The 20,528-nt window shown below is 66.5% G+C and carries 19 protein-coding genes; 18 read left to right on the top strand and 1 reads right to left on the bottom strand.

What is annotated here, in order from left to right; all coding sequences use genetic code 11:
• Window positions 1-2: 2 nt before the first annotated feature.
• Window positions 3-917 (bottom strand): LysR substrate-binding domain-containing protein, encoded by a 915-nt coding sequence (locus tag ABCV34_RS04450; RefSeq protein ID WP_345798016.1) that lies wholly within the window; start codon window positions 915-917, stop codon window positions 3-5.
• A gap of 121 nt (window positions 918-1,038) precedes the next feature.
• Between ABCV34_RS04450 and metE the strand changes: the two genes are divergently transcribed.
• From metE to ABCV34_RS04360, 18 genes are all read left to right on the top strand, one after another.
• Window positions 1,039-3,336, top strand: coding sequence for a 5-methyltetrahydropteroyltriglutamate--homocysteine S-methyltransferase (gene metE, locus ABCV34_RS04445; RefSeq protein WP_345798015.1), 2,298 nt, complete (start codon window positions 1,039-1,041; stop codon window positions 3,334-3,336).
• A gap of 72 nt (window positions 3,337-3,408) precedes the next feature.
• Window positions 3,409-3,972 (top strand): DUF2889 domain-containing protein, encoded by a 564-nt coding sequence (locus ABCV34_RS04440; RefSeq protein ID WP_345798014.1) that lies wholly within the window; start codon window positions 3,409-3,411, stop codon window positions 3,970-3,972.
• A 78-nt stretch (window positions 3,973-4,050) separates the two neighbouring features.
• Window positions 4,051-5,211, top strand: a complete 1,161-nt coding sequence (sucC, locus tag ABCV34_RS04435; RefSeq protein WP_345798013.1) for an ADP-forming succinate--CoA ligase subunit beta — start codon at window positions 4,051-4,053, stop codon at window positions 5,209-5,211.
• 19 nt (window positions 5,212-5,230) lie between these two features.
• The gene (gene sucD / locus ABCV34_RS04430; RefSeq protein WP_345798012.1) at window positions 5,231-6,112 is read left to right on the top strand and encodes a succinate--CoA ligase subunit alpha; all 882 of its coding nucleotides are present in this window, start codon (window positions 5,231-5,233) and stop codon (window positions 6,110-6,112) included.
• Between the two features lie 242 nt (window positions 6,113-6,354).
• Window positions 6,355-7,293, top strand: coding sequence for a hydroxymethylbilane synthase (gene hemC, locus ABCV34_RS04425; RefSeq protein WP_345798011.1), 939 nt, complete (start codon window positions 6,355-6,357; stop codon window positions 7,291-7,293).
• Between the two features lie 8 nt (window positions 7,294-7,301).
• Window positions 7,302-8,075 (top strand): uroporphyrinogen-III synthase, encoded by a 774-nt coding sequence (locus ABCV34_RS04420; protein WP_345798010.1) that lies wholly within the window; start codon window positions 7,302-7,304, stop codon window positions 8,073-8,075.
• 17 nt (window positions 8,076-8,092) lie between these two features.
• Entirely contained in the window at window positions 8,093-9,379 is a 1,287-nt protein-coding gene (locus ABCV34_RS04415; protein ID WP_345798009.1) for a uroporphyrinogen-III C-methyltransferase, read from the top strand.
• An 11-nt stretch (window positions 9,380-9,390) separates the two neighbouring features.
• Window positions 9,391-10,869 (top strand): heme biosynthesis HemY N-terminal domain-containing protein, encoded by a 1,479-nt coding sequence (locus ABCV34_RS04410; RefSeq protein ID WP_345798008.1) that lies wholly within the window; start codon window positions 9,391-9,393, stop codon window positions 10,867-10,869.
• A gap of 36 nt (window positions 10,870-10,905) precedes the next feature.
• Window positions 10,906-11,445 (top strand): inorganic diphosphatase, encoded by a 540-nt coding sequence (gene ppa / locus ABCV34_RS04405; RefSeq protein WP_345798007.1) that lies wholly within the window; start codon window positions 10,906-10,908, stop codon window positions 11,443-11,445.
• A gap of 3 nt (window positions 11,446-11,448) precedes the next feature.
• Window positions 11,449-12,147, top strand: a complete 699-nt coding sequence (locus tag ABCV34_RS04400) for a fumarylacetoacetate hydrolase family protein (protein ID WP_345798006.1) — start codon at window positions 11,449-11,451, stop codon at window positions 12,145-12,147.
• A 132-nt stretch (window positions 12,148-12,279) separates the two neighbouring features.
• Window positions 12,280-12,582, top strand: coding sequence for a hypothetical protein (locus ABCV34_RS04395; protein WP_345798005.1), 303 nt, complete (start codon window positions 12,280-12,282; stop codon window positions 12,580-12,582).
• A 1-nt stretch (window position 12,583) separates the two neighbouring features.
• Window positions 12,584-13,894 carry a hypothetical protein gene (locus ABCV34_RS04390; protein WP_345798004.1) on the top strand — a complete coding sequence of 437 codons (1,311 nt, stop codon included), beginning with the start codon at window positions 12,584-12,586 and terminating at the stop codon, window positions 13,892-13,894.
• A 1-nt stretch (window position 13,895) separates the two neighbouring features.
• Complete coding sequence (locus tag ABCV34_RS04385; protein ID WP_345798003.1) at window positions 13,896-14,669, top strand: TadE family protein; 774 nt, start codon at window positions 13,896-13,898, stop codon at window positions 14,667-14,669.
• On the top strand, window positions 14,666-15,433 hold the full coding sequence (locus tag ABCV34_RS04380) for a hypothetical protein (protein ID WP_345798002.1): 768 nt from the start codon (window positions 14,666-14,668) through the stop codon (window positions 15,431-15,433). The genes ABCV34_RS04385 and ABCV34_RS04380 overlap by 4 nt, the downstream gene beginning before the upstream one ends.
• A complete protein-coding gene (cpaB, locus tag ABCV34_RS04375; RefSeq protein WP_345798001.1) occupies window positions 15,430-16,476 on the top strand; it encodes a Flp pilus assembly protein CpaB in 1,047 nt (348 codons plus the stop codon). The genes ABCV34_RS04380 and cpaB overlap by 4 nt, the downstream gene beginning before the upstream one ends.
• Window positions 16,473-17,927, top strand: coding sequence for a pilus assembly protein N-terminal domain-containing protein (locus ABCV34_RS04370; protein WP_345798000.1), 1,455 nt, complete (start codon window positions 16,473-16,475; stop codon window positions 17,925-17,927). Before cpaB ends, ABCV34_RS04370 begins: the two co-directional genes overlap by 4 nt.
• 16 nt (window positions 17,928-17,943) lie before the next feature.
• Window positions 17,944-19,680 (top strand): ATPase, T2SS/T4P/T4SS family, encoded by a 1,737-nt coding sequence (locus ABCV34_RS04365; protein ID WP_345797999.1) that lies wholly within the window; start codon window positions 17,944-17,946, stop codon window positions 19,678-19,680.
• Window positions 19,674-20,522 (top strand): type II secretion system F family protein, encoded by an 849-nt coding sequence (locus tag ABCV34_RS04360; protein ID WP_345797998.1) that lies wholly within the window; start codon window positions 19,674-19,676, stop codon window positions 20,520-20,522. The genes ABCV34_RS04365 and ABCV34_RS04360 overlap by 7 nt, the downstream gene beginning before the upstream one ends.
• Window positions 20,523-20,528: the final 6 nt, after the last annotated feature.

The following is a 20,528-nucleotide window of genomic DNA, read 5'->3' as shown; positions in this document are numbered from 1 at the left end:
TGTCAGGCCACGGTGCGGATTCCGGGCAGGGTCTCGAAACAGGTCTTGCTCGCCTGTTCCAGAAACGCCTGCACGTAGGGCGTGTCCGCGTCCTCGATCCGCACACCCGCCTGCAGCGTGCGCCAGATTCCCGAACCCAGCGGTATGATCCGGACGCCAGGCAGATTCCGGTATTCGTCCAGCGCCCAGCTGGGCAGGGCGGCGACCCCCCGGCCGCTGGCGACCAGCTGTACGATCATGGGGGTCAATTCCGCCGTGCGCACGCCGGCCGGCTCGATGCCGGCCACATCCAGGAAGGCCGTAAAAATATCCAGGCGGCCGCGGTCCACAGGATAGGTGATCAGGATCTGATCGGCCAGGTCTTCGGGATCGATCCGCCGGGCCGTGCCCAGCGGCCCCTGGCTGGGCACCGCCAGAACCAGTTCATAGCCGAACAGCGCCGTATATCGCACCGCATCCATTGGTTCTGGGTCCGAGGTGATGACGACGTCCAGATCGCCGCGCGTCAGGGCGGGCAGGGGTGCGAAAGAGAACGCGGCCGACAGGTCCAGCGACACTTCCGGCCAGTCCTTGCGGAACGCATCCAGCGTCGGCATCAGCCACTGAAAGCAGGAATGGCAGTCGATGGCTACGTGCAGCCGTCCTGCGCGCCCGGCCGACAGGCGGCGCAATTCCAGTTCGGCGGCACGGATGCGCGGCAGCACGTCTTCAGCCAGGGAGACCAGGCGCAGACCGGCCGTGGTCAACCGGGCGGGGCGGGTGCGCCGGTTCAGTAGCGATGTCTTCAGCCGCACTTCCAGATCGCGCAGTTGGTGCGACAAGGCCGATTGCGTCAGGTGCAGCCGCTCGGCCGCTTCCTGCAGGCTGCCGCCGTCCCGGATTGCCAGCAGGGTTTCCAGATGGCGGACTTCAATCATCTCGATCTTCCTTCAACATGAGTTTCTCTCATCTTATGCGTGCAGGATTTGATTTTTTATTGGGGCCGAATCCCTGCACAATATCGTTCATTGAGAAATTTTAATGTTATCAGGATTAATCATGACGATCATTCATAATCTGGGTTTCCCCCGTGTCGGCGCCGCCCGTGAACTGAAGCGCGCCCAGGAAGCCTATTGGGCCGGCAAAGCCGATCAGGCCAGCTTGCTGGAGACGGGGCGTGAACTGCGGGCCCGGCACTGGGCGGTCCAGGCACAGGCCGGGCTGCAATGGGTACCGGTCGGTGATTTCGCCTGGTACGACCATATCCTGGAGTGGACGACGTTGTTGGGGGCTGTGCCCGCGCGCTTCGGGCAGGCCGATGATGCGCCGGTCGAACTCGACACCCTGTTTCGCATGGGGCGCGGCCGTGCCCCATCCGGCACGCCGGCGGCGGCGTGCGAAATGACCAAATGGTTCGACACCAACTATCACTACATCGTGCCGGAGCTACATCCGGGGCAGACCTACCGTATTGCGCGTGAATCCCTGTTCGAACAAGTCGCGGAAGCGCAGGCGCTCGGGTATCGCGCCCGCCCCGTGATTCCGGGGCCTCTGACCTGGCTGTGGCTGGGCAAGGGTGACGCCTATGCGAAGGGGGCTTCGGACGACGCCAAGCTGCAACTGCTGCCAGCCTTGTTGCCGGTCTACGAGCAGGTCCTGCAGCGCCTGTCGGCGCAAGGGGTGGACTGGGTCCAGATCGACGAACCGATTCTGGTGCTGGATCTGCCGGATACCTGGAAGCAGGCACTGGCGGGTGTTTATGATCGTCTTGCCGCGCAAGGGCCGAAGGTGCTCCTGGCCACGTACTTTGGCGGCATCGATGCGAATCTGGACGTCGTGCGGGCGCTGCCCGTCCATGGGCTGCACGTGGACTTGGTCCGTGCCCCCGCGCAGCTGGACTCCGTTGTGCAGGGACTGCGTGCCGACCAGGTTCTGTCCCTGGGGGTGATCGACGGGCGCAACGTCTGGCGCGCCGACCCGGACGCCATCCAGTCGCGGGTGAATCCGGTCGCGCAGCGACTGGGCGATCGGCTGTGGCTTGCGCCGTCCTGCTCTCTGCTGCACGTGCCGATCGATCTGTCCCTGGAAACCGGGCTGGATGCCGAACTGCGCAGCTGGCTGTCCTTTGCCATCCAGAAGCTCGACGAGTTGCGCCTGGTGCGTACCCTGGTGGATGGTTCTGCCGACGAAAACAGCCTGCGCGCATTGGAACAGACCCGACAGGCAGTTCAGGATCGCGCCCATTCCGCCCGCATCCATCGCCAGGACGTGGCCCGGCGGCTGGCCGAGTCCGCCACCATCAGCCGTGCCAGGACTCCCTTTGCCCAGCGCATCCGCAGTCAGCGGCAGCGGTTGGGGCTGCCGGACTTCCCCACGACCACGATCGGGTCCTTTCCGCAAACGCCCGAGATCCGCGCCCTGCGCCGCGACTGGCGTGCCGGTGCCCTGGGTGATGCCGCCTACGAGAAGGCCATCCGCGAAGAAATCGAGCGCGTCATCCGCTTCCAGGAGGACATCGGACTGGATGTGCTGGTGCACGGCGAGCCGGAGCGCAACGACATGGTCGAATACTTCGGCGAGCTGCTGGCCGGCTTTGCCTTTACCGCCTATGGCTGGGTGCAGAGCTACGGCTCGCGCTGCGTGAAGCCGCCGCTCATCTACGGCGACGTCGCGCGTCTGGCCCCCATGACGGTCGCCTGGTCCTCCTATGCGCAGTCGCTGACCGACAAGCCGGTCAAGGGCATGCTCACCGGACCAGTCACGATCCTGCAATGGTCCTTCGTGCGCGACGACCAGCCGCGCGAACAGACCTGCCGTCAGATTGCCCTGGCCCTGCGCGACGAGGTCCAGGATCTGGAAGCGGCCGGCATCACCGTCATTCAGATCGACGAACCCGCATTTCGCGAGGGCCTGCCCCTGCGTCGTGGCGACTGGCAGGCCTACCTGGATTGGGCCGTGGACAGCTTCCGCCTGTCGACCAGCGGCGTGCACGACGACACGCAAATCCACACGCATATGTGTTATTCGGAATTCAACGACATCATCCAGGCGATCGCGGCCATGGATGCCGACGTGATCACCATCGAAACGTCCCGTTCGAACATGGAGCTGCTGGGCGCTTTCGAGGACTTCGCCTATCCGAACGACATCGGTCCTGGGGTCTACGACATCCACTCGCCCAATATCCCCAAGGAGGACTGGATGGTCGATCTGATGCACAAGGCGGCGCAGCGCCTGCCGGCCGAACGCCTGTGGGTGAATCCGGACTGCGGCCTGAAGACCCGCGGCTGGCCGGAAACGCGCGCGGCCCTGGAATCCATGGTGCACGCGGCCAGGGCGCTGCGCAAGGCTGCCTGAATCCTCGCCATAAGCGGATCCACATGCACTGTATAATCGAAAGCTTAAACAGATTTCGACTCCTGCATCCTCATGCCTTTGTCCGCTGCGGCGTGTCCCCGTGAACCCCTTCATCATCGATCGATACGCGTCCAGTCCTACGCCCGCGAGGACGGGCTGTGGGACCTGGAAGCCGAGCTCATCGACACGAAATCGTACGATTTCCCGATTCGGGACGGGCAGGTGCATCCCGCGGGTGCGCCGGTCCATCACATGCATCTGCGCGTCACCATCGACGACCGCTTCACCATCACCGATGCCGAGGTGGCCTATGACGCCGCCCCCTATGGCGAATTCTGCAGCGCCATCGCGCCAGACTACCGCCAGCTCGTCGGGCTCAATCTCCTGAACCAGTTTCGCAAGCACGTGCGCGAACGCTTCGGCCGCACGGCCGGGTGCACGCATGTCACCGAACTGACCAACGTACTGCCGACCGCCGCCGTCCAGACCATGGCCGGGCGTCGGCGTCAGAATCCAGACGGCCAGCGCCCCTTCCAGCTGGACGGCTGTCATGCTTTGCGGGTGGACGGCCCGGTGGTGCAGCGGCATTACGCACCCTGGTACGAGCCGGCGCAAGCAGAGCATCATGAAGGCTAGACTTCCGGGCCTGGCCCAGGTCGGCACGTCGAAACGGCGCGTCGGCGGTTTTCTTTTCTCTTCACCCACAGGTAACTCATGAAAATTCACGAATATCAAGGCAAGGAATTGCTGAAGAAGTTTGGCGTGACTGTCCCGCGCGGCATCCCCGCGCTCTCGGTCGACGAGGCCGTGGCGGCAGCCGAGAAATTGGGTGGTCCTGTCTGGGTCGTCAAGGCGCAGATCCACGCCGGTGGGCGCGGCAAGGGTGGCGGGGTGAAGGTCGCCAAGACGCTGGATGATGTCAGGACGCTGGCCAGCCAGATCCTGGGCATGCAACTGGTCACGCACCAGACCGGCCCCGAAGGCCAGAAAGTGCGCCGCCTGTACATCGAAGACGGCGCCGACATCCAGAAGGAATATTATCTGTCCGTCGTGACCGACCGCGCCACGCAGAAAGTCGCCTTCATCGCTTCGAGCGAAGGCGGCATGGACATCGAGGAAGTCGCTCATTCCTCACCCGAAAAAATCATCACCGTGCAGATCGATCCCCTGCAGGGTTTCACCCAGGCCGACGGTGAAAAGCTGGCCAAGGGTGTTGGCATGCCGGCCGATTCCGTCGCCCAGTTCATCGACGTGTGCCAGAAGCTCTACACGTGCTACATGGAAACCGATGCCTCGCTGGTCGAGATCAACCCCCTGAACCGTGACAGCAAGGGCAACATCGTCGCCCTGGACGCAAAATTCAACTTCGACGCCAACGCGCTGTTCCGTCACCCGGACATCGTCGCCTATCGCGATCTGGACGAGGAAGATCCCGCCGAAATCGAGGCCAGCAAGTTTGATCTGGCCTACATCCAGCTCGACGGCAACATCGGCTGCCTGGTCAATGGCGCCGGTCTGGCGATGGCCACCATGGACACGATCAAGCTGTTCGGCGGCGAGCCGGCCAACTTCCTGGACGTGGGCGGTGGCGCCACGGCCGAAAAGGTCACCGAAGCCTTCAAGATCATGCTCAAGAACAAGGGCGTCAAGGCCATTCTGGTGAACATCTTCGGCGGCATCATGCGCTGCGACGTCATCGCCGAAGGCGTGATCGCGGCCTGCAAGGCCGTCAACCTCAGCGTGCCGCTGGTGGTGCGCATGAAGGGCACCAACGAAGAACAAGGCAAGAAGATGCTGGCGGCCTCGGGCCTGCCCATCATCAGCGCCGACACCATGGCCGAAGCTGCGACCGCCGTCGTCGCCGCCGCGAAATAAGCATCTCAGGGAATAGAACATGTCGATTCTGATCAACAAGGACACCAAGGTCATCACCCAGGGGATCACCGGCAAGACCGGCCAGTTCCACACCCGCATGTGCCGCGAGTACGGCAACGGCCGCGCCGCCTTCGTGGCCGGCGTGCACCCGAAGAAAGCAGGCGAAAACTTCGAAGGCATTCCTATCTACGCCTCCGTGAAGGACGCCAAGGCCGCCACCGGCGCGACCGTTTCGGTCATCTACGTGCCGCCCGCCGGTGCCGCGGCCGCCATCTGGGAAGCCGTCGAGGCCGACCTGGACCTGGCCATCTGCATCACCGAAGGCATTCCCGTGCGCGACATGCTGGAAGTGCGCAACCGCATGCGCGCGGAAAATCGCAAGACCTTGCTGCTGGGCCCCAACTGCCCGGGCCTGATCACGCCGGACGAAATCAAGATCGGCATCATGCCGGGCCACATCCACCGCAAGGGCCGCATCGGCGTCGTCAGCCGCTCGGGCACCCTGACCTACGAAGCCGTGGCGCAGGTCACGGAACTGGGTCTGGGTCAGTCCAGCGCGGTCGGTATCGGCGGCGACCCGATCAACGGCCTGAAGCACATCGACGTGCTGAAGATGTTCAATGACGATCCGGACACCGACGCCGTCATCATGATCGGCGAGATCGGCGGCCCCGACGAGGTCAACGCCGCGCAGTGGGCCAAAGACAACATGAAAAAGCCCGTGGTGGGCTTCATCGCCGGCGTGACGGCCCCGGCGGGCAAGCGGATGGGCCACGCCGGCGCCCTGATCTCGGGCGGCGCCGACACGGCCGATGCCAAGCTCGAAATCATGGAAGCCTGCGGGATCCGTACGACGCGCAATCCGTCGGAAATGGGCAAGCTGCTCAAGACTGTGCTGTAAGCGTCGGTCCTTCGCCTGGCGGCCTTCGGGCCGCCAGGATGCTGATCGGGCACAGGGGCGCCTAACAGGCTATCCTGTGCCTTTGCACGTTTGGCCCAGTATCGGCCCGGCCGTTGATGTCGGGCCTGGTTCGCCACCGGCACCGCCATGAAACTGAGACGTCCCACTTTGCTCCAGACCCTGATCGTCCTGGCCGCCATCGGCCTGGTCGCCCGCTTGCTGCTTTCGAGGATTACCCTGTGATGTCCGCACCCGAAAAACTCGTGATCGCCACGCGGGCCAGCCGTCTGGCCTTGTGGCAGGCGCATCATGCGCAGTCCCGCCTGCGGGCCCTGTATCCCGATTGCCGGGTCGAACTGCTGGAGATGACGACGCGCGGCGATCAGATCCTGGATCGCACCTTGTCCAAGGTCGGCGGCAAGGGCTTGTTCGTCAAAGAACTGGAAACCGCTTTGCTGGACGGCCGCGCCGATCTGGCCGTGCATTCCTTGAAAGATGTGCCGGTCGATCTGACGCAGCCCTTCGCCCTGGCGGCGGTGCTGCAGCGGGCCGACCCCTGTGATGCGCTGGTGTCGAATACGGCTGCCAGTCTGGATGATCTGCCCGCGGGTGCGGTGGTCGGCACCTCCAGCCTGCGCCGCGAGGCCCAGCTGCGCGCCCGCTACCCACAATTGCTCGTCAAGCCCCTGCGAGGCAATCTGGATACCCGGCTGGCCAAGCTGGATCGTGGCGATTATGCCGCTATCGTGCTGGCTGCGGCCGGCCTGCAGCGCCTGGGCCTGAGCGAGCGGATCCGGTCCGTTCTACCGGTGGACCTCAGTTTGCCGGCGGCCGGGCAAGGTGCGCTGGGGATCGAGACCCTGGCATCCCGCACGGACCTGCGATCCTGGCTCGAGCCGCTGGTCTGTCGGGAAACCACCGCCTGCGTCCTGGCCGAGCGGGCGGTGTCGCGCGCTCTGGGCGGGTCGTGCCAGGTGCCGCTGGCTGCCTATGCGGTCTTGCACGCCGACGAACTATTCCTGCGGGGGCTCGTGGCGGAGCCAGATGGCAGCCGTGTGCTGCGGGCACAGGCCCGGGGTGCCGCGGATCAGGCAGAAGCCTTGGGCGAATCGGTGGCCCGGGATCTGCTGGGCCAGGGCGCGGATGCCATTCTGGCGCGCCTGTCCTCGACTGACGCCTGAGATCCGCCGTGCGGCAGCCAACCGCCGCGTGCCGGGTCATCCTGACCCGTCCGCAGGGACGCAACGGTGGCTTGGCGGATCTCGTGCGCCGGGCGGGTCTGGCGGTGATCGAAGCCCCGGCACTGGAAATCGAACCGCTCGATACGCCACGCCCGAATCCGCGCGCGGGCGATCTGCTCGTCTTTGTCAGCGGGCAGGCGGTGGACGCCTATTTTTCGGGACGGCGGATGTCTTGGCCGGACGGTGCGCGGGCCTGCGCTGTCGGGACCGCGACCGCCCGGGCGCTGGAGGCTCACGTTCCGGATGACTGCATCCTGGCCCCGGAAGCCGGACAGCCGCCGGATTCCGAGTCGCTGCTGGCGGCGATCGATGGGCTCGGCCTGAAGCCGGCCCGGGCGCACATCCTGCGGGCCACCCAGGGCCGCGACTGGCTGGCCGGGCAGTTACGGCAACGCGGCTGGGACGTCGCCTGCCATGCCCTGTATCGGCGCAGCCCCCGGATCTGGGATCGACCTGCCTGCCTGGCTCTGGCGGGCGAGGGCCCCGTGGTATTGCTGGTGACCAGCCTCGAGGCCCTGGATGCCATTGAGACCAGCCTGCGGACGCAGGGCCTAATCTGGCCCAGGCGACTGCGCATCGTCACCTTGCACGAGCGGATCGGGCGACGTTTACAATGTCTCTACGCTGACCGGCCGGACGGGGTGTTGCACGTCACGCTCAGCAGTCCCGATGAGGCTGCGCTGTTTCAGGCTATAGTGGCAGCATCCCGACAGCTTCCCTGAAGGACCCGAACGCCGTCATGAGCGATACCGATCACAGCACGCCTTCCTCCTCCCCCGATTCGAGGGCCCCTGCGTCGGCTCTGGCGAGCGCCCAGGCATCTCCCCGACAGCCGACCGGTCTGGGGCGCGTCGCGCTGGTCATCCTGCTGCTGCTGGCGGTTATCCTGGCCGCGGCCCTGTATGAACAGCACCGGCAGTACCGCGTCCTGCAGGCCGATCTGCAGCGACAGCACACCGAAAATACCCAGTTGATCCAACAGGCCCGCGACCAGGCGGCCCAGGCGCTGGCGCTGGCGCATGCGCAGGCCGCCCAGGTCGAAGACCTGCGCAACACGCTGGATGCGACTGCCAGCCAGGTCCAGGAACTGGATCAGGCCTTGCAACTGATGACCGACACGGGTTCGGATCTGCTGCTGCTCAACGACATCGATCACCTGGTCACCATGGCCCAGCAGCAGCTGACGCTGGGCGGCAACGTGGCCAACGCCATCATTTCCCTGGAAGCCGCCCAGGCGCAACTGGCGCGGGCCAACCGGCCCAATCTGGCCGCGCTGCAGCAGTCGATCAATGGCGATATCGACCGCCTGCGCGCTGTCGCGACGATCAACCTTCCCGCCTTGTCGGGGCAGATCGAACAGCTGTCCGGCTTGATCGGCGCGGCGCCCCTGTTGGTGCCCGATCATGCGGAATCCGTCGTGCCGGCGTCCGCCCAGCCCAATGCCTCCCCGGCCCCGGCACCCGCGGCACCGCCGGCGGCTGGCGCCGCCTCCACGGATCAGGCCGGGTGGCGTGGTGTGGCGACTGGCGCCTGGCACTGGACCCGGGATTCCGCGACTCAGCTTTCCCAGGACCTTCGAGGCCTGTTCGATGTCCGGCGGGTGGATGATTCCGCCGCCTTGCTGATGTCTCCCGATCAGGCTCTGCGGTTCCGCGAGGGCCTGAAGCAGCGCGCGGTGACGGCGCAGCTGGCGCTCATGATGCATCAGTCGCGGATCTGGAAATCCGAACTCGCCCGCATCACGCAGGCGATCGAGCAGCGCTACGACATGCGGGCGGAATCCGCCCGCCAGGCGCTGAAACTCGCGCGCGCGCTGCATGACACCCCCATCGAGGTCGCCCTGCCGGGTGTCGACAACAGTCTGGCCGCGATCGCCGCCGCGCGCGACGCCGAGGCGGCCCAGGAAAACGATTTATCCAATGATGGCGCGGCCTCGCCGGACGCGCCGGCCCAAAACGAGTCCGATCCCCAGCCCCCGATTCTGCGGACACCGGCACAGGCGCCCGCCAGCGCAGGCGCGGTCTAAGGGGGGGCACGATGCGATCCTGGATCTGGACCCTGCTTCTTCTGGCCGCCGCCGTGGCTCTGGCTCTGGCGGTGCATGATCACGGCGGCAACGTCATCATCGTTGCCCAGCCCTGGCGAATCGAACTTTCGCTGCCGCTGGCCGTGGTGCTGGCGCTGGTCGCCTTCGTCGCGCTGCACTGGCTGCTGCGGCTGTTGCGCTGGATGGGCAACAGCCCCGATCGCCTGCGCGCCTGGCGCGGCCGGCGGGCGCAGCAGCGCGACATCGAATTGCTGGAGCGCGGCTGGACCCACGTGCTCGAAGGGCGCTACGTCCAGGCGGAAAAGGATCTTTCCAACTTGCTGGCGCGCACGCGATCGGCCGACCGCAGGGTCCTGGCCGGTCTCAGCGCGGCACGCGCGCTGCATCTGATGGGCGAGTATGTCCGCCGCGACCAGACCCTGCAGTTGGCCCAGGAGGGCGCGGGGCAGGATACGCGTCTGCGCCATGCCGTCGATACGGTCAAGGCCGAGATGTTCCTGGATCAGAACCTGGCCCAGGAAGCGCTCGATCTGCTCGAACCCTTACAGGACGCCTCGTCGCGCTATCTGCATGCCACCCGCCTGCTGTTGCGGGCGCACCGGCAGCTGGGCCATGCCGATCGCGTCTATGCGCTCACCCGCTTGCTGCTGCGGCGCAGCGCGATCGACGAGGCGCAGGCTGGCCAATTCATCCGCGAATCGGCGGCCCAACGCCTGGACGCGCTGGAAGAATCCGGCTGGAGCGGGCTATGGGGCGACCTGACCGCCGACGAGCGTCTGGATCCGCTCGTGGCCCTGGCCGGTGCCCGCGCCCAGATGCGCTTCGGGCGTCCGGCGGAATCGGCCCGGATCCTGGAGGCCGCCCTGAATCGCCGCCTGGATGACCGGCTGCTTCGGGCATATGCCCAGTGCGACGCGCAGCAGGCCGGACAGCGCCTGGGGCATGCGGAACTCTGGCTGAAATCGCACCCTGACCATCCCGGGCTGCTGGCCGCGCTGGGTCAGCTGTGCCTGGTCGCTCAGCTCTGGGGGCAGGGGGCGCACTACCTCGAACGTAGCCTGGCCTTGCGCGCCGACACGCATATTCATGTCCTGCTGGGCAATCTGCACGAGGCGCTCGGGCATCCCGAACAGGCGCTGGCGCATTGGCGCCGGGCCTGCGAGGCGGCGGACGTGGAATTGCCCGCGATGCACCGGTCGCTGCCTGCCGCCGACATCCAGGGTGATCCCAGTTTCGTCGAGGCACCGCGCGATTCGGTGGATACATCCGCTGGCGCGCCGGTCGCCGCCAGCGGGGCTTATCTGCAGGATGCGACGGACAGCGCGCCCCTGCCGGTCGACGCCCCGGCGGCTCCGCCGTCCGCGACACAGGCATCCCAGCCCGCCCGGCCGGAAGACGATTACTTCGATACGGCGCCCATCCCGGGGGTGGACATGTCGCTGACTTCGGATGGCGGCACCCGGAAATAGGTTTTTGTTTTACAGACAGTCATTTCAAGGAATCCTATGAGCCTCAATCACGTACCGGCCGGCGACAAGCTGCCGGAAGAATTCAACGTCGTCATCGAGATCCCGATGAACGCGGACCCGGTCAAATACGAGGTCGACAAGGCCAGCGGCGCGGTGTTCGTCGACCGCTTCATGTTGACGGCCATGCACTATCCCTGCAACTACGGATATATTCCCCAAACCCTGTCCGAGGACGGCGATCCGGTGGATGTCCTGGTGATCGCTCCTTTTCCCGTACAGGTCGGTACGGTGATCCGCTGCCGCGCGCTGGGCGTGATGAACATGGAAGACGAAGCCGGCAAGGACGCCAAGCTGCTGGCCCGTCCGGTCGACAAGCTCTATCCCCCGTACTGCCATCTGGAATCCACGGCCGATCTGCCGGCCGAGGAACTTCAACGCGTCCAGCATTTCTTTGAACACTACAAAGACCTGGAAAAGGGCAAATGGGTCAAGGTCCAGGGCTGGTCGGGCGTGGATGCCGCCAAACAGGAAATCCGCGCATCGGTCGATCGCTATCATCAGGCTGCAAAGTCCTGAATCATGGCAGACACCGTGATTCCATGTCCGGCAGCCACATTGCTGGCTGTCCAGGGAACCCCCGCCCGGTTTCCGGTGCGTCGCATCTATTGCGTGGGCCGCAATTACGCGGATCATGCACGCGAAATGGGCCATACGGGGCGTGAGCTTCCCTTCTTTTTCGCCAAGCCGGCCGATGCGGTCCTGAACATCGCGGCGGATGCCGAAGGTGTGCTGCCGTATCCACCGCTCACCTCCGACCTGCACCACGAGATCGAACTGGTCGCCGCGCTGGGTTCGGGCGGGCGCGACCTGTCCGTCGAACAGGCTGCGGCATGCATCTGGGGGTATGCGATCGGTCTGGACATGACGCGCCGTGACCTGCAGGCCGAGGCCAAGAAAGCCGGTCGTCCCTGGGACGCCGCAAAAGGCTTCGACCACAGCGCGCCCCTGGGGCCGCTGCATCCGGTCGCCGAGACGGGCCCGATGACATCCGGCCACATCGCCCTGACAGTCAACGGGCAGTCGCGCCAGTCGGGGGATCTGTCCGACATGATCTGGTCGGTCCCAGAGGCCATCGCCTATCTGTCCACGCTGTTCGAATTGCAGGCCGGCGATCTGATCTTCACCGGCACGCCGGCGGGGGTTGGCGCGGTGGTGGCGGGCGATCGTCTCGAAGGCCGGATCGATGGACTGGGCACCCTGAAACTGCGGATCGCGTAGATTCATCCGGCGCGAAAGCCCGGTTTCGCGAGAGCGGACCGGGCTGTTTTTATCCACGACGGAAAGTGCGAATAGGCGGGCTTGGCGGGGCGCGGCACACTGGGTGCCAGTCCTGCCTTCCCGGAGTCCGCCATGCCCGTATCCCATCGTGTCCCCCCGCGTTTTACCTTGCCACGGCGCGCCGACCGTCAGCGTGGCCAGGCGATGGTCGAATACATCATCGTGGTGGCCCTGGTGGCCGTGGCCGCCATTGCCGTCTATCAATTATTCGGTCAGGTGATCCGGGCGCAGACGGCTGCCATGGCCCGCGAGATCGCTGGCGAGGACGGCAGTGAACAGTCCCGGGCGGCCCAGGCCTCGGCCGATTCCGCGGCCGCTCAGGCCGCTGCCAAGACCCTGAAGTCGTTCACCGGCAATGCAGCCGCGGGGCAATGACGTGGCAGCCATCCACAGCCGGCGTTCGCAGCAGGGCCAGGTGCTGGTCTTCGGCATGCTGCTGGTCGCGCTGCTGGGGTTGGCGTGGATGCGCTATTTTGCAACGGGTCAGGTGCTGGCCGCCAAGACCCGCCTGGTGCATGGCCTGGACGCGGCTGCCTACAGCGGCGCGCTGACGCAGGCGCGGACGCTGAATTTCCTGTCCTACCTGAATCGCGCTCAGCTGGCGCATCAGCTGGCCATGGCCCACCTGCTGACCCTGGGCAGCTGGGCGCACTACGGCGGGACGCAGGCGGAGCGTCTGGCGCAGGGCAATCCGCCCGCATATCTGATCGGCATGCTGTTTGGCGCGGATCAGGGCAGGGCCTACCTCGCGGCGTCCACCGCCGTCGGTTTGCGGATGCAGGCAGGCAGCACCGGTGAACTGGGGCGCGCGTTCGTCGCGCACGAGTCCTTCATCCACGGCGCCCTGCGGGATCTCTCCGATACCCTCATCCGGGGGCTGCCGCAGGCCCGTCTGAATGCGATGCGCGCCGTGCTTGCCGCGCATTACCCTGAACGTTCCGCAGGGGAACTGCAACCCGTCGTGTCGGCCGATCGCTGGTCGGCGCTGCTTCGATGGCACGTTCCGGATGCGGCGCTGTTTTCCCTGGTTCGTGACGTGGCGCGCCTGTACCCGTTTCTGGAACCCAGAAATTACACGGCGCGCAATGCCTGGATGGTCGAACCGCGCTGTCCTGGCATGCGTCACGAGCTGCGCCGCCGGGGAACAACCGTGCTGGATGAGTCGGGGCGTTGGCAAGCGGGGGATACCGAATCCTTTCATGCCGTGCGCTCCAACCAATGGATCGGCTGCTACTACCGCGAATATGCCATGGGATGGGCGTGGATGCCCGCACAGCCCGGGCAGGCCGCCAGTGCGGACCAGGTGGAAGGGGCACCTCCGGACTTTTCCGAACAGGATTTCTGGCGTTGGGTGCGATCGTCGGCCGGCTGGGATCTGGTGGGTGGCCAGGCCAATCCACTGGCCGAGTCGTATGCGATGCGGGACCGGCAGACATGGCAGTCGCGGGGGCTGGCCGGCTATCCGGATGTGACGCCGGCCATGGGGGATCAGGCGGCATCCAGTTTCGTCGTTGAACTGGACCTGACTGGCGCCGACGGTCAGCGGATCAGGGCACGGAGTGCGGCGGAAAGTCTGTTCTCCCGGCCGGAGCGGCGCACGGACGGCCTGGACGAGGCGCCCAATCTTTTCCACCCGTACTGGCATGCGCGGCTGGCGGCGCCACTGGCCGTGCTGCCCGGAGACTGACATGACGGGATATCCAGAGATCAGGTCGATGCCGCCGGGCGGATGCTTGCCAGAGCCGTGTCCGGCGACCGGGCAGGACGGCCAGGCGCTGGCCGAGGCGTTGGTGGTGCTGGGCGTGTTGGGCAGCCTCTGGGTGGGGATTGCCTGGCTGGGGCGCGTGCAGGATGCCGGCCTTCAGCTGTCCAACGCCAGTCGCCGTGCGGCCTTTGCCTATGCGTATCAGGAGATGGCCTTGCCGGATCTGTCGGCACAGGTCTCCGGGCATATGCAGGGATCCGGTCACGTCTGGCGGAGCCGGCGGGGGGATCCGTTATTGCCGGCGGGGGCGGTGCTCAATCTGGATGCGTCGGCCAAGAGGCCAGCGTCCGAGCCCGGCGATCCCGTGCCGGACGCGGCCAGCCTGCGCCAGGAATTGAAGCTGGGCGAGGATGCCGTCTGGCTCGCTCGGGTCGGGGCGCGCACGCAGGGTCAGGCGCAAACGCAAAGCCGCTTGTCCGACTTCGATCGACTGGCTGTGTCCTTGCAACGCCATACGGCGATCCTGCGCGGTTCGGGCGCGGCGTCGGGAGACATGGCGGTCCAGGCCACGCTGGGGGAAAGTCACCGAGCCTGGTCCGGCCTGGCCGGCGCCTCCCACGAGGCCGGCCAGCGGATTGATCAGCGCCTGCAGGGTGTGGATGAGGCCTGGGGACGATCCCGGCCGTCATGGGACTGGCTGACCCCCTGGGCTGGACGGGTTCCGGCACGGCATTTGAATCCCTGGAGGTCGCCATGAGAACTGGGACATCAACGCATCTGAAGGCGGCCAGCCGATGTGGCGTCCTGGTGGCGGCGCTGGTGTCGAGCACCGCATCGGTTGCGGTGGCCTCACCCGACTGGGATCCGGCACGTGCGCTCGGCGGCGGACACTGGACCTGGGGGGCGACACAGTCTTTCGAGCTGCCGGGCGCCAGGGTGTCGCTGCGGCGCTTTCAGGCCGGGCTGCCGCCTGGCGAAGCCGCGCGGCGGCTGGTGGTGGCCGGTGGGCGGCGGCTGTCACGGCTGCAATGGTCAGGCACGACGCTGCTGCTGTCCGGCGGGGAGGCCGGACAGCACTGGCTGGCGCAGCTGCGGCCCGCAGCGCGGGGCACGGATGGTCTGGTTTCCAGCCTCGTGCCCCAGGCACCGACCAGTCCGGGATTCGATCCCGTGCGTTTCGTGCCCGCCGGATCTCGGCCGGTACTGAGTGTGGCGACCCGCGGCGAACCCGTACCGGTCATGCTCACCACCTTCGATTGTCATGGGACTCTGAGCCGGGTGGCCGCTGTGGTACGGCGGAATCTGCTGGCTGATCAGTGGCTGCCGGCCGATGCCGTTTCGTCGAACGTGGCCTTCCCGGCCAGCGGTCAAGATCCGCAGCCCGAATCGGCGCGAGAGTCCGGAACTGGGTTTCCCGTGCAGTGGCGTCATCGGCGCCATGGTCAGTTATCCGTGCACCTGGTGCCGCGATCGGCTTCGGTCGGCGTGACGTTCTGGCATCGTCCCAAGGAGTCGCCATGAAAGTGCCTGTCCCACGGCTTCCCCGGGCCGCGATCCTGGGCGCGCTTGCCCTGGGCATCGGCGCCCTGGCGGCAGGCGCGCTGGCGCTGCACGTGCGCGAGCGCGTCCGCCAGATCGAGGACCAGGCCCGGTTGCCCATGGTCGAACGCATTGTCGCGGCGCGAGATCTGCCGGCCGGTACCCGTCTGACGTCGGACGATCTGGCCCTACGCAGCTTCCCCGCCCATTGGGTCGGGCGCGATACCCTGCCACCCGCCCGCTATGGGGATCTGGAGGGCAGGGTACTCACCGTGGCGCTGGTGGCGGGGGATGCGATTTTGCCGATTCATGCCTCGCACCCCCAGCCAGCCTTTTCGGCTCATCTGGCGCCGGGCCGGCGCGCCATCACCCTGCCGGTCGATCAGGTCAATTCCTTGTCCGGGCTCCTGCAGCCGGGGGATCTGATCGACCTGTACGTGTCGTTCGACCATCAACGCAAACGCCTGACGGCCCCGTTGCTGCAGGGTGTTCTGGTGCTTGCCACCGGGCGGGAAACCCGGTCCGGAGAGTCCGGGGGCGAGGATCAGTCCTATTCGACCGTCACACTGGACGCCGCGCCCGACGATGTCGTGAAGCTGGTGGCGGCCCGTCAGGCGGGCACCCTGACCGCCATCCTGCGCCATCCCGAGGATGCCCAGGCGGACCGCCGGGCGGCTCGTGGGGATCTGGCCGCCTTGCTGGGTGTGGGCGCGGCACCGGCGGCTCCTGTCCGCAAGGCCGTCATCCTGTATGGCACGTCGACCGCGCACGGGTTGCCAGCCTGGGCTCTGCCGGGGGGCTTGCGTTCCCGGCCGGGGACAGGGTGGTTTGACATGCCGGCAGGCCAGGCGCTGAGCAGCGCCTGGCGGCGCATGGGCATGACGTCCGGATCCGAAGGTCCGGATTCCGTCTGGCTCGCCCGCCAAGCGCAAGGGGCGGCGGATGACACCGATGGCATCCAGGGGCCGCTGCCCGTGATGCCCGATCCGGATTCTTCATTTCCCGCACAGGAGCCTTCCCCATGATCCGTCTCTATCGCCGTGATGATATGGGTCGGCGCCGTGTCTCCCGGCGGCTGCCCATGCGGCTGGGCCGCCTCGTTCTGACGGGGCTGGTGGTGGGCCTGTTGCTGGTACCGACCGGCGTTGAAGCCGTGGGTAAGGGCGCGGACAAAGATGCCGATACGCTGATTTCACTGCAGGTCGGTGAAGTCCGGGTCCTTGGCATACCCGGGGTTGCCCGGGTGGCGGTAGGCGACGGCAAGATCGTCAACGCGGTCAGCACGGACGATCGAGAAGTCATTGTTTTCGCCCGCAAGCCGGGTTTCAGCACTCTGCATGCCTGGACTGCGGATGGCCGGATCCATCGCTATTCGGTCGAGGTCGCGCCTGAAGGCGCCCGGCAGCTTCAGGACGAACTGCGTGCGGTTCTGGAACGGATACCGGGCGCGCGCATCACGGCGCTGGGTGACAAGCTCCTGATCGAAGGCGATGACCTGTCGGACGGGGACCGGCAGCGCCTGGCCGAATTGGGGCGGCGCTATCCGCAATTGCTGGATTTCACCGGGACGGTGGGCTGGGACCAGATGGTGCTGCTGGACGTGCAGGTGGTCGAGGTACCCAAGACGCTGTTGCGGGAACTCGGCTTGCGCTGGAATCCCCAAAGCGCCGGGGGCCTCAATGCCGGCCTGGGCTGGGACGGCGGATCACGCCGCTTCGCGGACCGCCCCGGCGAGACTGTGCTGCCCCTGGTGTTTCCGGCTGCGCCGGCCGCGGGCTACTTCGGCATCAATGCGCTGCTGTCGGCGCAGATCAACCTGCTGGCCCAGGAAGGGCGCGCCGTGGTGCTGGCGCAACCGCAACTGCTGGCGCGAAGCGGGGCCACCGCGGAATTTCTTGCCGGGGGCGAGGTTCCCTACAGCACGGTGGATCGCAACGGCAATACGCAGACCGCGTTCAAACCTTACGGGGTGTCATTGCGGATCACGCCTTCGGTCGAGCGCAACGGCGCCGTGCGTTCGCGCATCGAAGTCGAGGTCAGTTCAGTGGACACGGCTCTGTCGGTTCCGGGTGGCCCTTCTCTCAAGACCCGTCGCACGGCGACTGAATTCAATGTCCGCTCCGGCCAGACGCTGGTGCTGGCCGGTTTCCTGTCGCGGGACACGGCCGACAACATCGACCGGGTGCCTGGCCTGGGCTCGCTGCCCATCCTGGGCGCGTTGTTCCGTTCCAGCCGCTTCCAGCGCAATGAGACCGAACTGGCCATTCTGGTCACGCCGCAGCTGGTGACAGCCGATCACCCGGATGTCCGCACCCGGATCGGGCGTGCGGCGGCTGTGCTGAGGCAGGCATTTCCCTCGCCGCCCGCCCTCATCAATCCCATCCGGAACCAGCCGCGGCACCCGACGGACGCGCCGGCACCGGGCTGGGATCCCCGCGTCATCGGACCCGGATCCCAATGGCAGGGCGCCCATTGAACACTGGAGACAACCCATGAGTGACGTTGAGCTTGAACTGACTTTCGAGGATGGTCGATGTTTCTGTCAGTCGCATACCCTGCCGCTGCTGATCGGCCGCGATCCGGACTGCGGACTGGTGCTGAAGACGTGGCGCGTGGCGCGGCACCACGCCCGCCTGCTGGTGCGCGACAACGACCTCTGGCTCGAGGATGGCGGGTCGATCTTCGGCTCGACGGTCAATGGCGTCCGGGTCGCCTCCTATGGCCCGCTGGGTCCAGGCGACGATCTGGTCATCGGCCCTTGCCTGATCCACGTACGCCGGCCTTCATTGCCCGATAGCCGTCCCGATGGGCCGCAGCCGTCTCCGGTTCCGGATACCACGCAACCCGCATTTTCCGACGATGACGCGGTTGGCGATGCATCGAGGCAGCAGGCGCCTGCCTTGCAGCTGAGGGAAGTCTGCCTGGCGTCGCCGAGTCCGGCATGGCTCGTCCACCGACGCCGCCTGCATGAGGGCCTGATCGCCGCCTTGCAGCTGCGGCGGCGCGACATCGGCGGGATGAGCGATGCCGCCTTGCGGGCGGAAGCCAGCCGCGTGTTGCGCGAGCTGATTGCGGCGGATCCCGGCCTGCCGTCCGACATCGACCGGGAAAGCCTGGTGCGGGAACTGGTAGACGAGGCCGTCGGACTGGGGCCGCTCGAGCCGTTGCTGGCCGATCCGGGGGTCACGGAGATCATGGTCAACCGCCATGACGAGATCTTTGTCGAACGGGCAGGGCGTCTGACCCGGGATGCCGCCAGCTTCAGCAGCGAGCAGGCGGTGCTGGGCATCATCGACCGGATCGTCGCTCCGCTGGGACGACGGATCGATGACAGCGCGCCGATGGTGGACGCGCGGTTGCGGGATGGTTCGCGGGTCAATGCTGTCATTGCGCCGATCGCTTTGCGCGGCGCAAGCCTGACGATCCGCAAGTTTCCCGTGCGCCGGCTGGGCATGCCTGATCTGCTGGGCGTCGGCGCACTGGACGAGCCCATGGCCGAATTCCTGACGCACTGCGTGCGGCATCGGAAAAACCTGATCGTCTCCGGCGGGACTGGATCGGGCAAGACCAGCCTGCTCAACATCCTGTCGAATGCCATCCCCGCCGGTGAACGCATCATCACCATCGAAGATGCGGCGGAATTGCGGCTGAACCATGGCCACCTGGTCAGCCTGGAAGCCCGCCCACCCAACATCGAAGGGCGCGGTCGCGTGGAGATCCGCGATCTGGTGCGTAACGCCTTGCGGATGCGTCCCGACCGGATCGTCGTTGGGGAATGCCGGGGCGGCGAGGCCTTTGACATGCTGGCGGCCATGAACACCGGGCACGAGGGCTCCCTGACCACGCTGCATGCCAACAGTCCCCGGGATGCCCTGGGGCGGCTGGAAACCATGATTCTGATGGCCGGCATGGATTTGCCCCTGGTGGCCGTGCGGGAACATGTCGCCGCGAGCATCGATGTGATCGTCCAGCTCGTGCGTGCTGCCGATGGCCGGCGTCTGGTCAGCGCCATCGTCCAGGTGACCGGTATCGAAAGCGGTCGCATCCAGCTGCAGGATCTCTTCATCGGGCAGGCTGGGCCGCCGGCCGTGTTCAGCGGCTGCGGCCTGCTGCCGGATGGTTTTGTCGGGCCAGCCGCGCTGGATATCCAGCTGTTCTCCCGGCGAACCGTCCGCCAGGGGCGATCGGCGCTGGCGGCGGATCCCGCGCAGGACCCGGCATCATGCTGATGTTCATCCTGATCCTGCTGATCGGCCTGTGTGCGGGATTAGGTGCCTGGGTGCTGCTGAATCGGGGGATGCGGCTCTGGGCGCGTTATGAAGACCGTCTTCAGGATGAGACCCAACGCACGCTGGATGCCTCGTTCCTGTTTCTGGACATGGCCCAGTTGCGGCCCGCGCTGCTGGCGCTGGGGTGCGGGCTGCTGCTGGTGGCCGCCTGGGTCGTCGGGCGTTGGTGGGGTGTGCTGCCGGTGCTTCTGGGGTTGCTGGCGGCACCGCCGCTGGTACTGCGGCGGATGCGTCAGCGCCGCGAGCGTCAGTTCGATGCGCAATTGCCGGATCTGCTGCAGGCGCTGGCCGGCGCCTTGCGGGCTGGAGCGGGCCTGCAGCCCGCTCTGCGGCATATCGTGGCGCAGTCGCGCCCACCGTTGTCCCAGGAATTCGCCCTGATGCTGCGCGAGCAGCGGCTGGGCATGGGATTCCAGGATGCGCTGGGGCAGCTGCGCCAGCGCATGCCGACCGAATCCTGCGGGCTGGTCGTCTCGGCGCTGGGCATCGCCGCCCAGGCCGGTGGCAGCCTGGCCGACACGCTCGAGAGCATTGCACAGACCTTGCGGGCCCGCCACCATTGGCTGGGCCGGGTGCGCGCCCTGACCGCCCAGGGGCGCATGCAAAGCCACATCATGGCGGGATTGCCCATCCTGCTCATGGTGGTGCTCAGTCGCCTGGAACCCGAGGCCATGGCTTTGTTGTGGCGGACCTGGTATGGCTGGCTGGTGCTGGCGGGCATCCTGCTGCTGGAAGGGTTGGGTATCGTCTGGATCCGCCGTGTGGCGGCAATCGAAGTCTGAGAGAGG

The organism is Castellaniella sp. MT123 (assembly GCF_039614765.1).
Lineage (GTDB): Bacteria > Pseudomonadota > Gammaproteobacteria > Burkholderiales > Burkholderiaceae_B > Castellaniella.
The sequence above is the reverse complement of the archived record's forward strand: the minus strand, read 5'-3'. Positions and strand labels throughout refer to the sequence as shown.

Excerpts from the sequence above, each read along its gene's own strand:
- ABCV34_RS04450 (WP_345798016.1), bottom strand. The coding sequence starts at position 917 with ATGATTGAAGTCCGCCATCTGGAAACCCTGCTGGCAATCCGGGACGGC.
- ppa (WP_345798007.1), top strand. The coding sequence starts at position 10,906 with ATGAGCCTCAATCACGTACCGGCCGGCGACAAGCTGCCGGAAGAATTC.
- ABCV34_RS04360 (WP_345797998.1), top strand. The coding sequence starts at position 19,674 with ATGCTGATGTTCATCCTGATCCTGCTGATCGGCCTGTGTGCGGGATTA.
- ABCV34_RS04440 (WP_345798014.1), top strand. The coding sequence starts at position 3,409 with ATGCCTTTGTCCGCTGCGGCGTGTCCCCGTGAACCCCTTCATCATCGA.
- metE (WP_345798015.1), top strand. The coding sequence starts at position 1,039 with ATGACGATCATTCATAATCTGGGTTTCCCCCGTGTCGGCGCCGCCCGT.
- ABCV34_RS04380 (WP_345798002.1), top strand. The coding sequence starts at position 14,666 with ATGAGAACTGGGACATCAACGCATCTGAAGGCGGCCAGCCGATGTGGC.
- hemC (WP_345798011.1), top strand. The coding sequence starts at position 6,355 with ATGTCCGCACCCGAAAAACTCGTGATCGCCACGCGGGCCAGCCGTCTG.
- sucC (WP_345798013.1), top strand. The coding sequence starts at position 4,051 with ATGAAAATTCACGAATATCAAGGCAAGGAATTGCTGAAGAAGTTTGGC.
- ABCV34_RS04395 (WP_345798005.1), top strand. The coding sequence starts at position 12,280 with ATGCCCGTATCCCATCGTGTCCCCCCGCGTTTTACCTTGCCACGGCGC.
- ABCV34_RS04410 (WP_345798008.1), top strand. The coding sequence starts at position 9,391 with ATGCGATCCTGGATCTGGACCCTGCTTCTTCTGGCCGCCGCCGTGGCT.
- ABCV34_RS04365 (WP_345797999.1), top strand. The coding sequence starts at position 17,944 with ATGAGTGACGTTGAGCTTGAACTGACTTTCGAGGATGGTCGATGTTTC.
- cpaB (WP_345798001.1), top strand. The coding sequence starts at position 15,430 with ATGAAAGTGCCTGTCCCACGGCTTCCCCGGGCCGCGATCCTGGGCGCG.
- ABCV34_RS04385 (WP_345798003.1), top strand. The coding sequence starts at position 13,896 with ATGACGGGATATCCAGAGATCAGGTCGATGCCGCCGGGCGGATGCTTG.
- ABCV34_RS04400 (WP_345798006.1), top strand. The coding sequence starts at position 11,449 with ATGGCAGACACCGTGATTCCATGTCCGGCAGCCACATTGCTGGCTGTC.
- sucD (WP_345798012.1), top strand. The coding sequence starts at position 5,231 with ATGTCGATTCTGATCAACAAGGACACCAAGGTCATCACCCAGGGGATC.
- ABCV34_RS04415 (WP_345798009.1), top strand. The coding sequence starts at position 8,093 with ATGAGCGATACCGATCACAGCACGCCTTCCTCCTCCCCCGATTCGAGG.
- ABCV34_RS04370 (WP_345798000.1), top strand. The coding sequence starts at position 16,473 with ATGATCCGTCTCTATCGCCGTGATGATATGGGTCGGCGCCGTGTCTCC.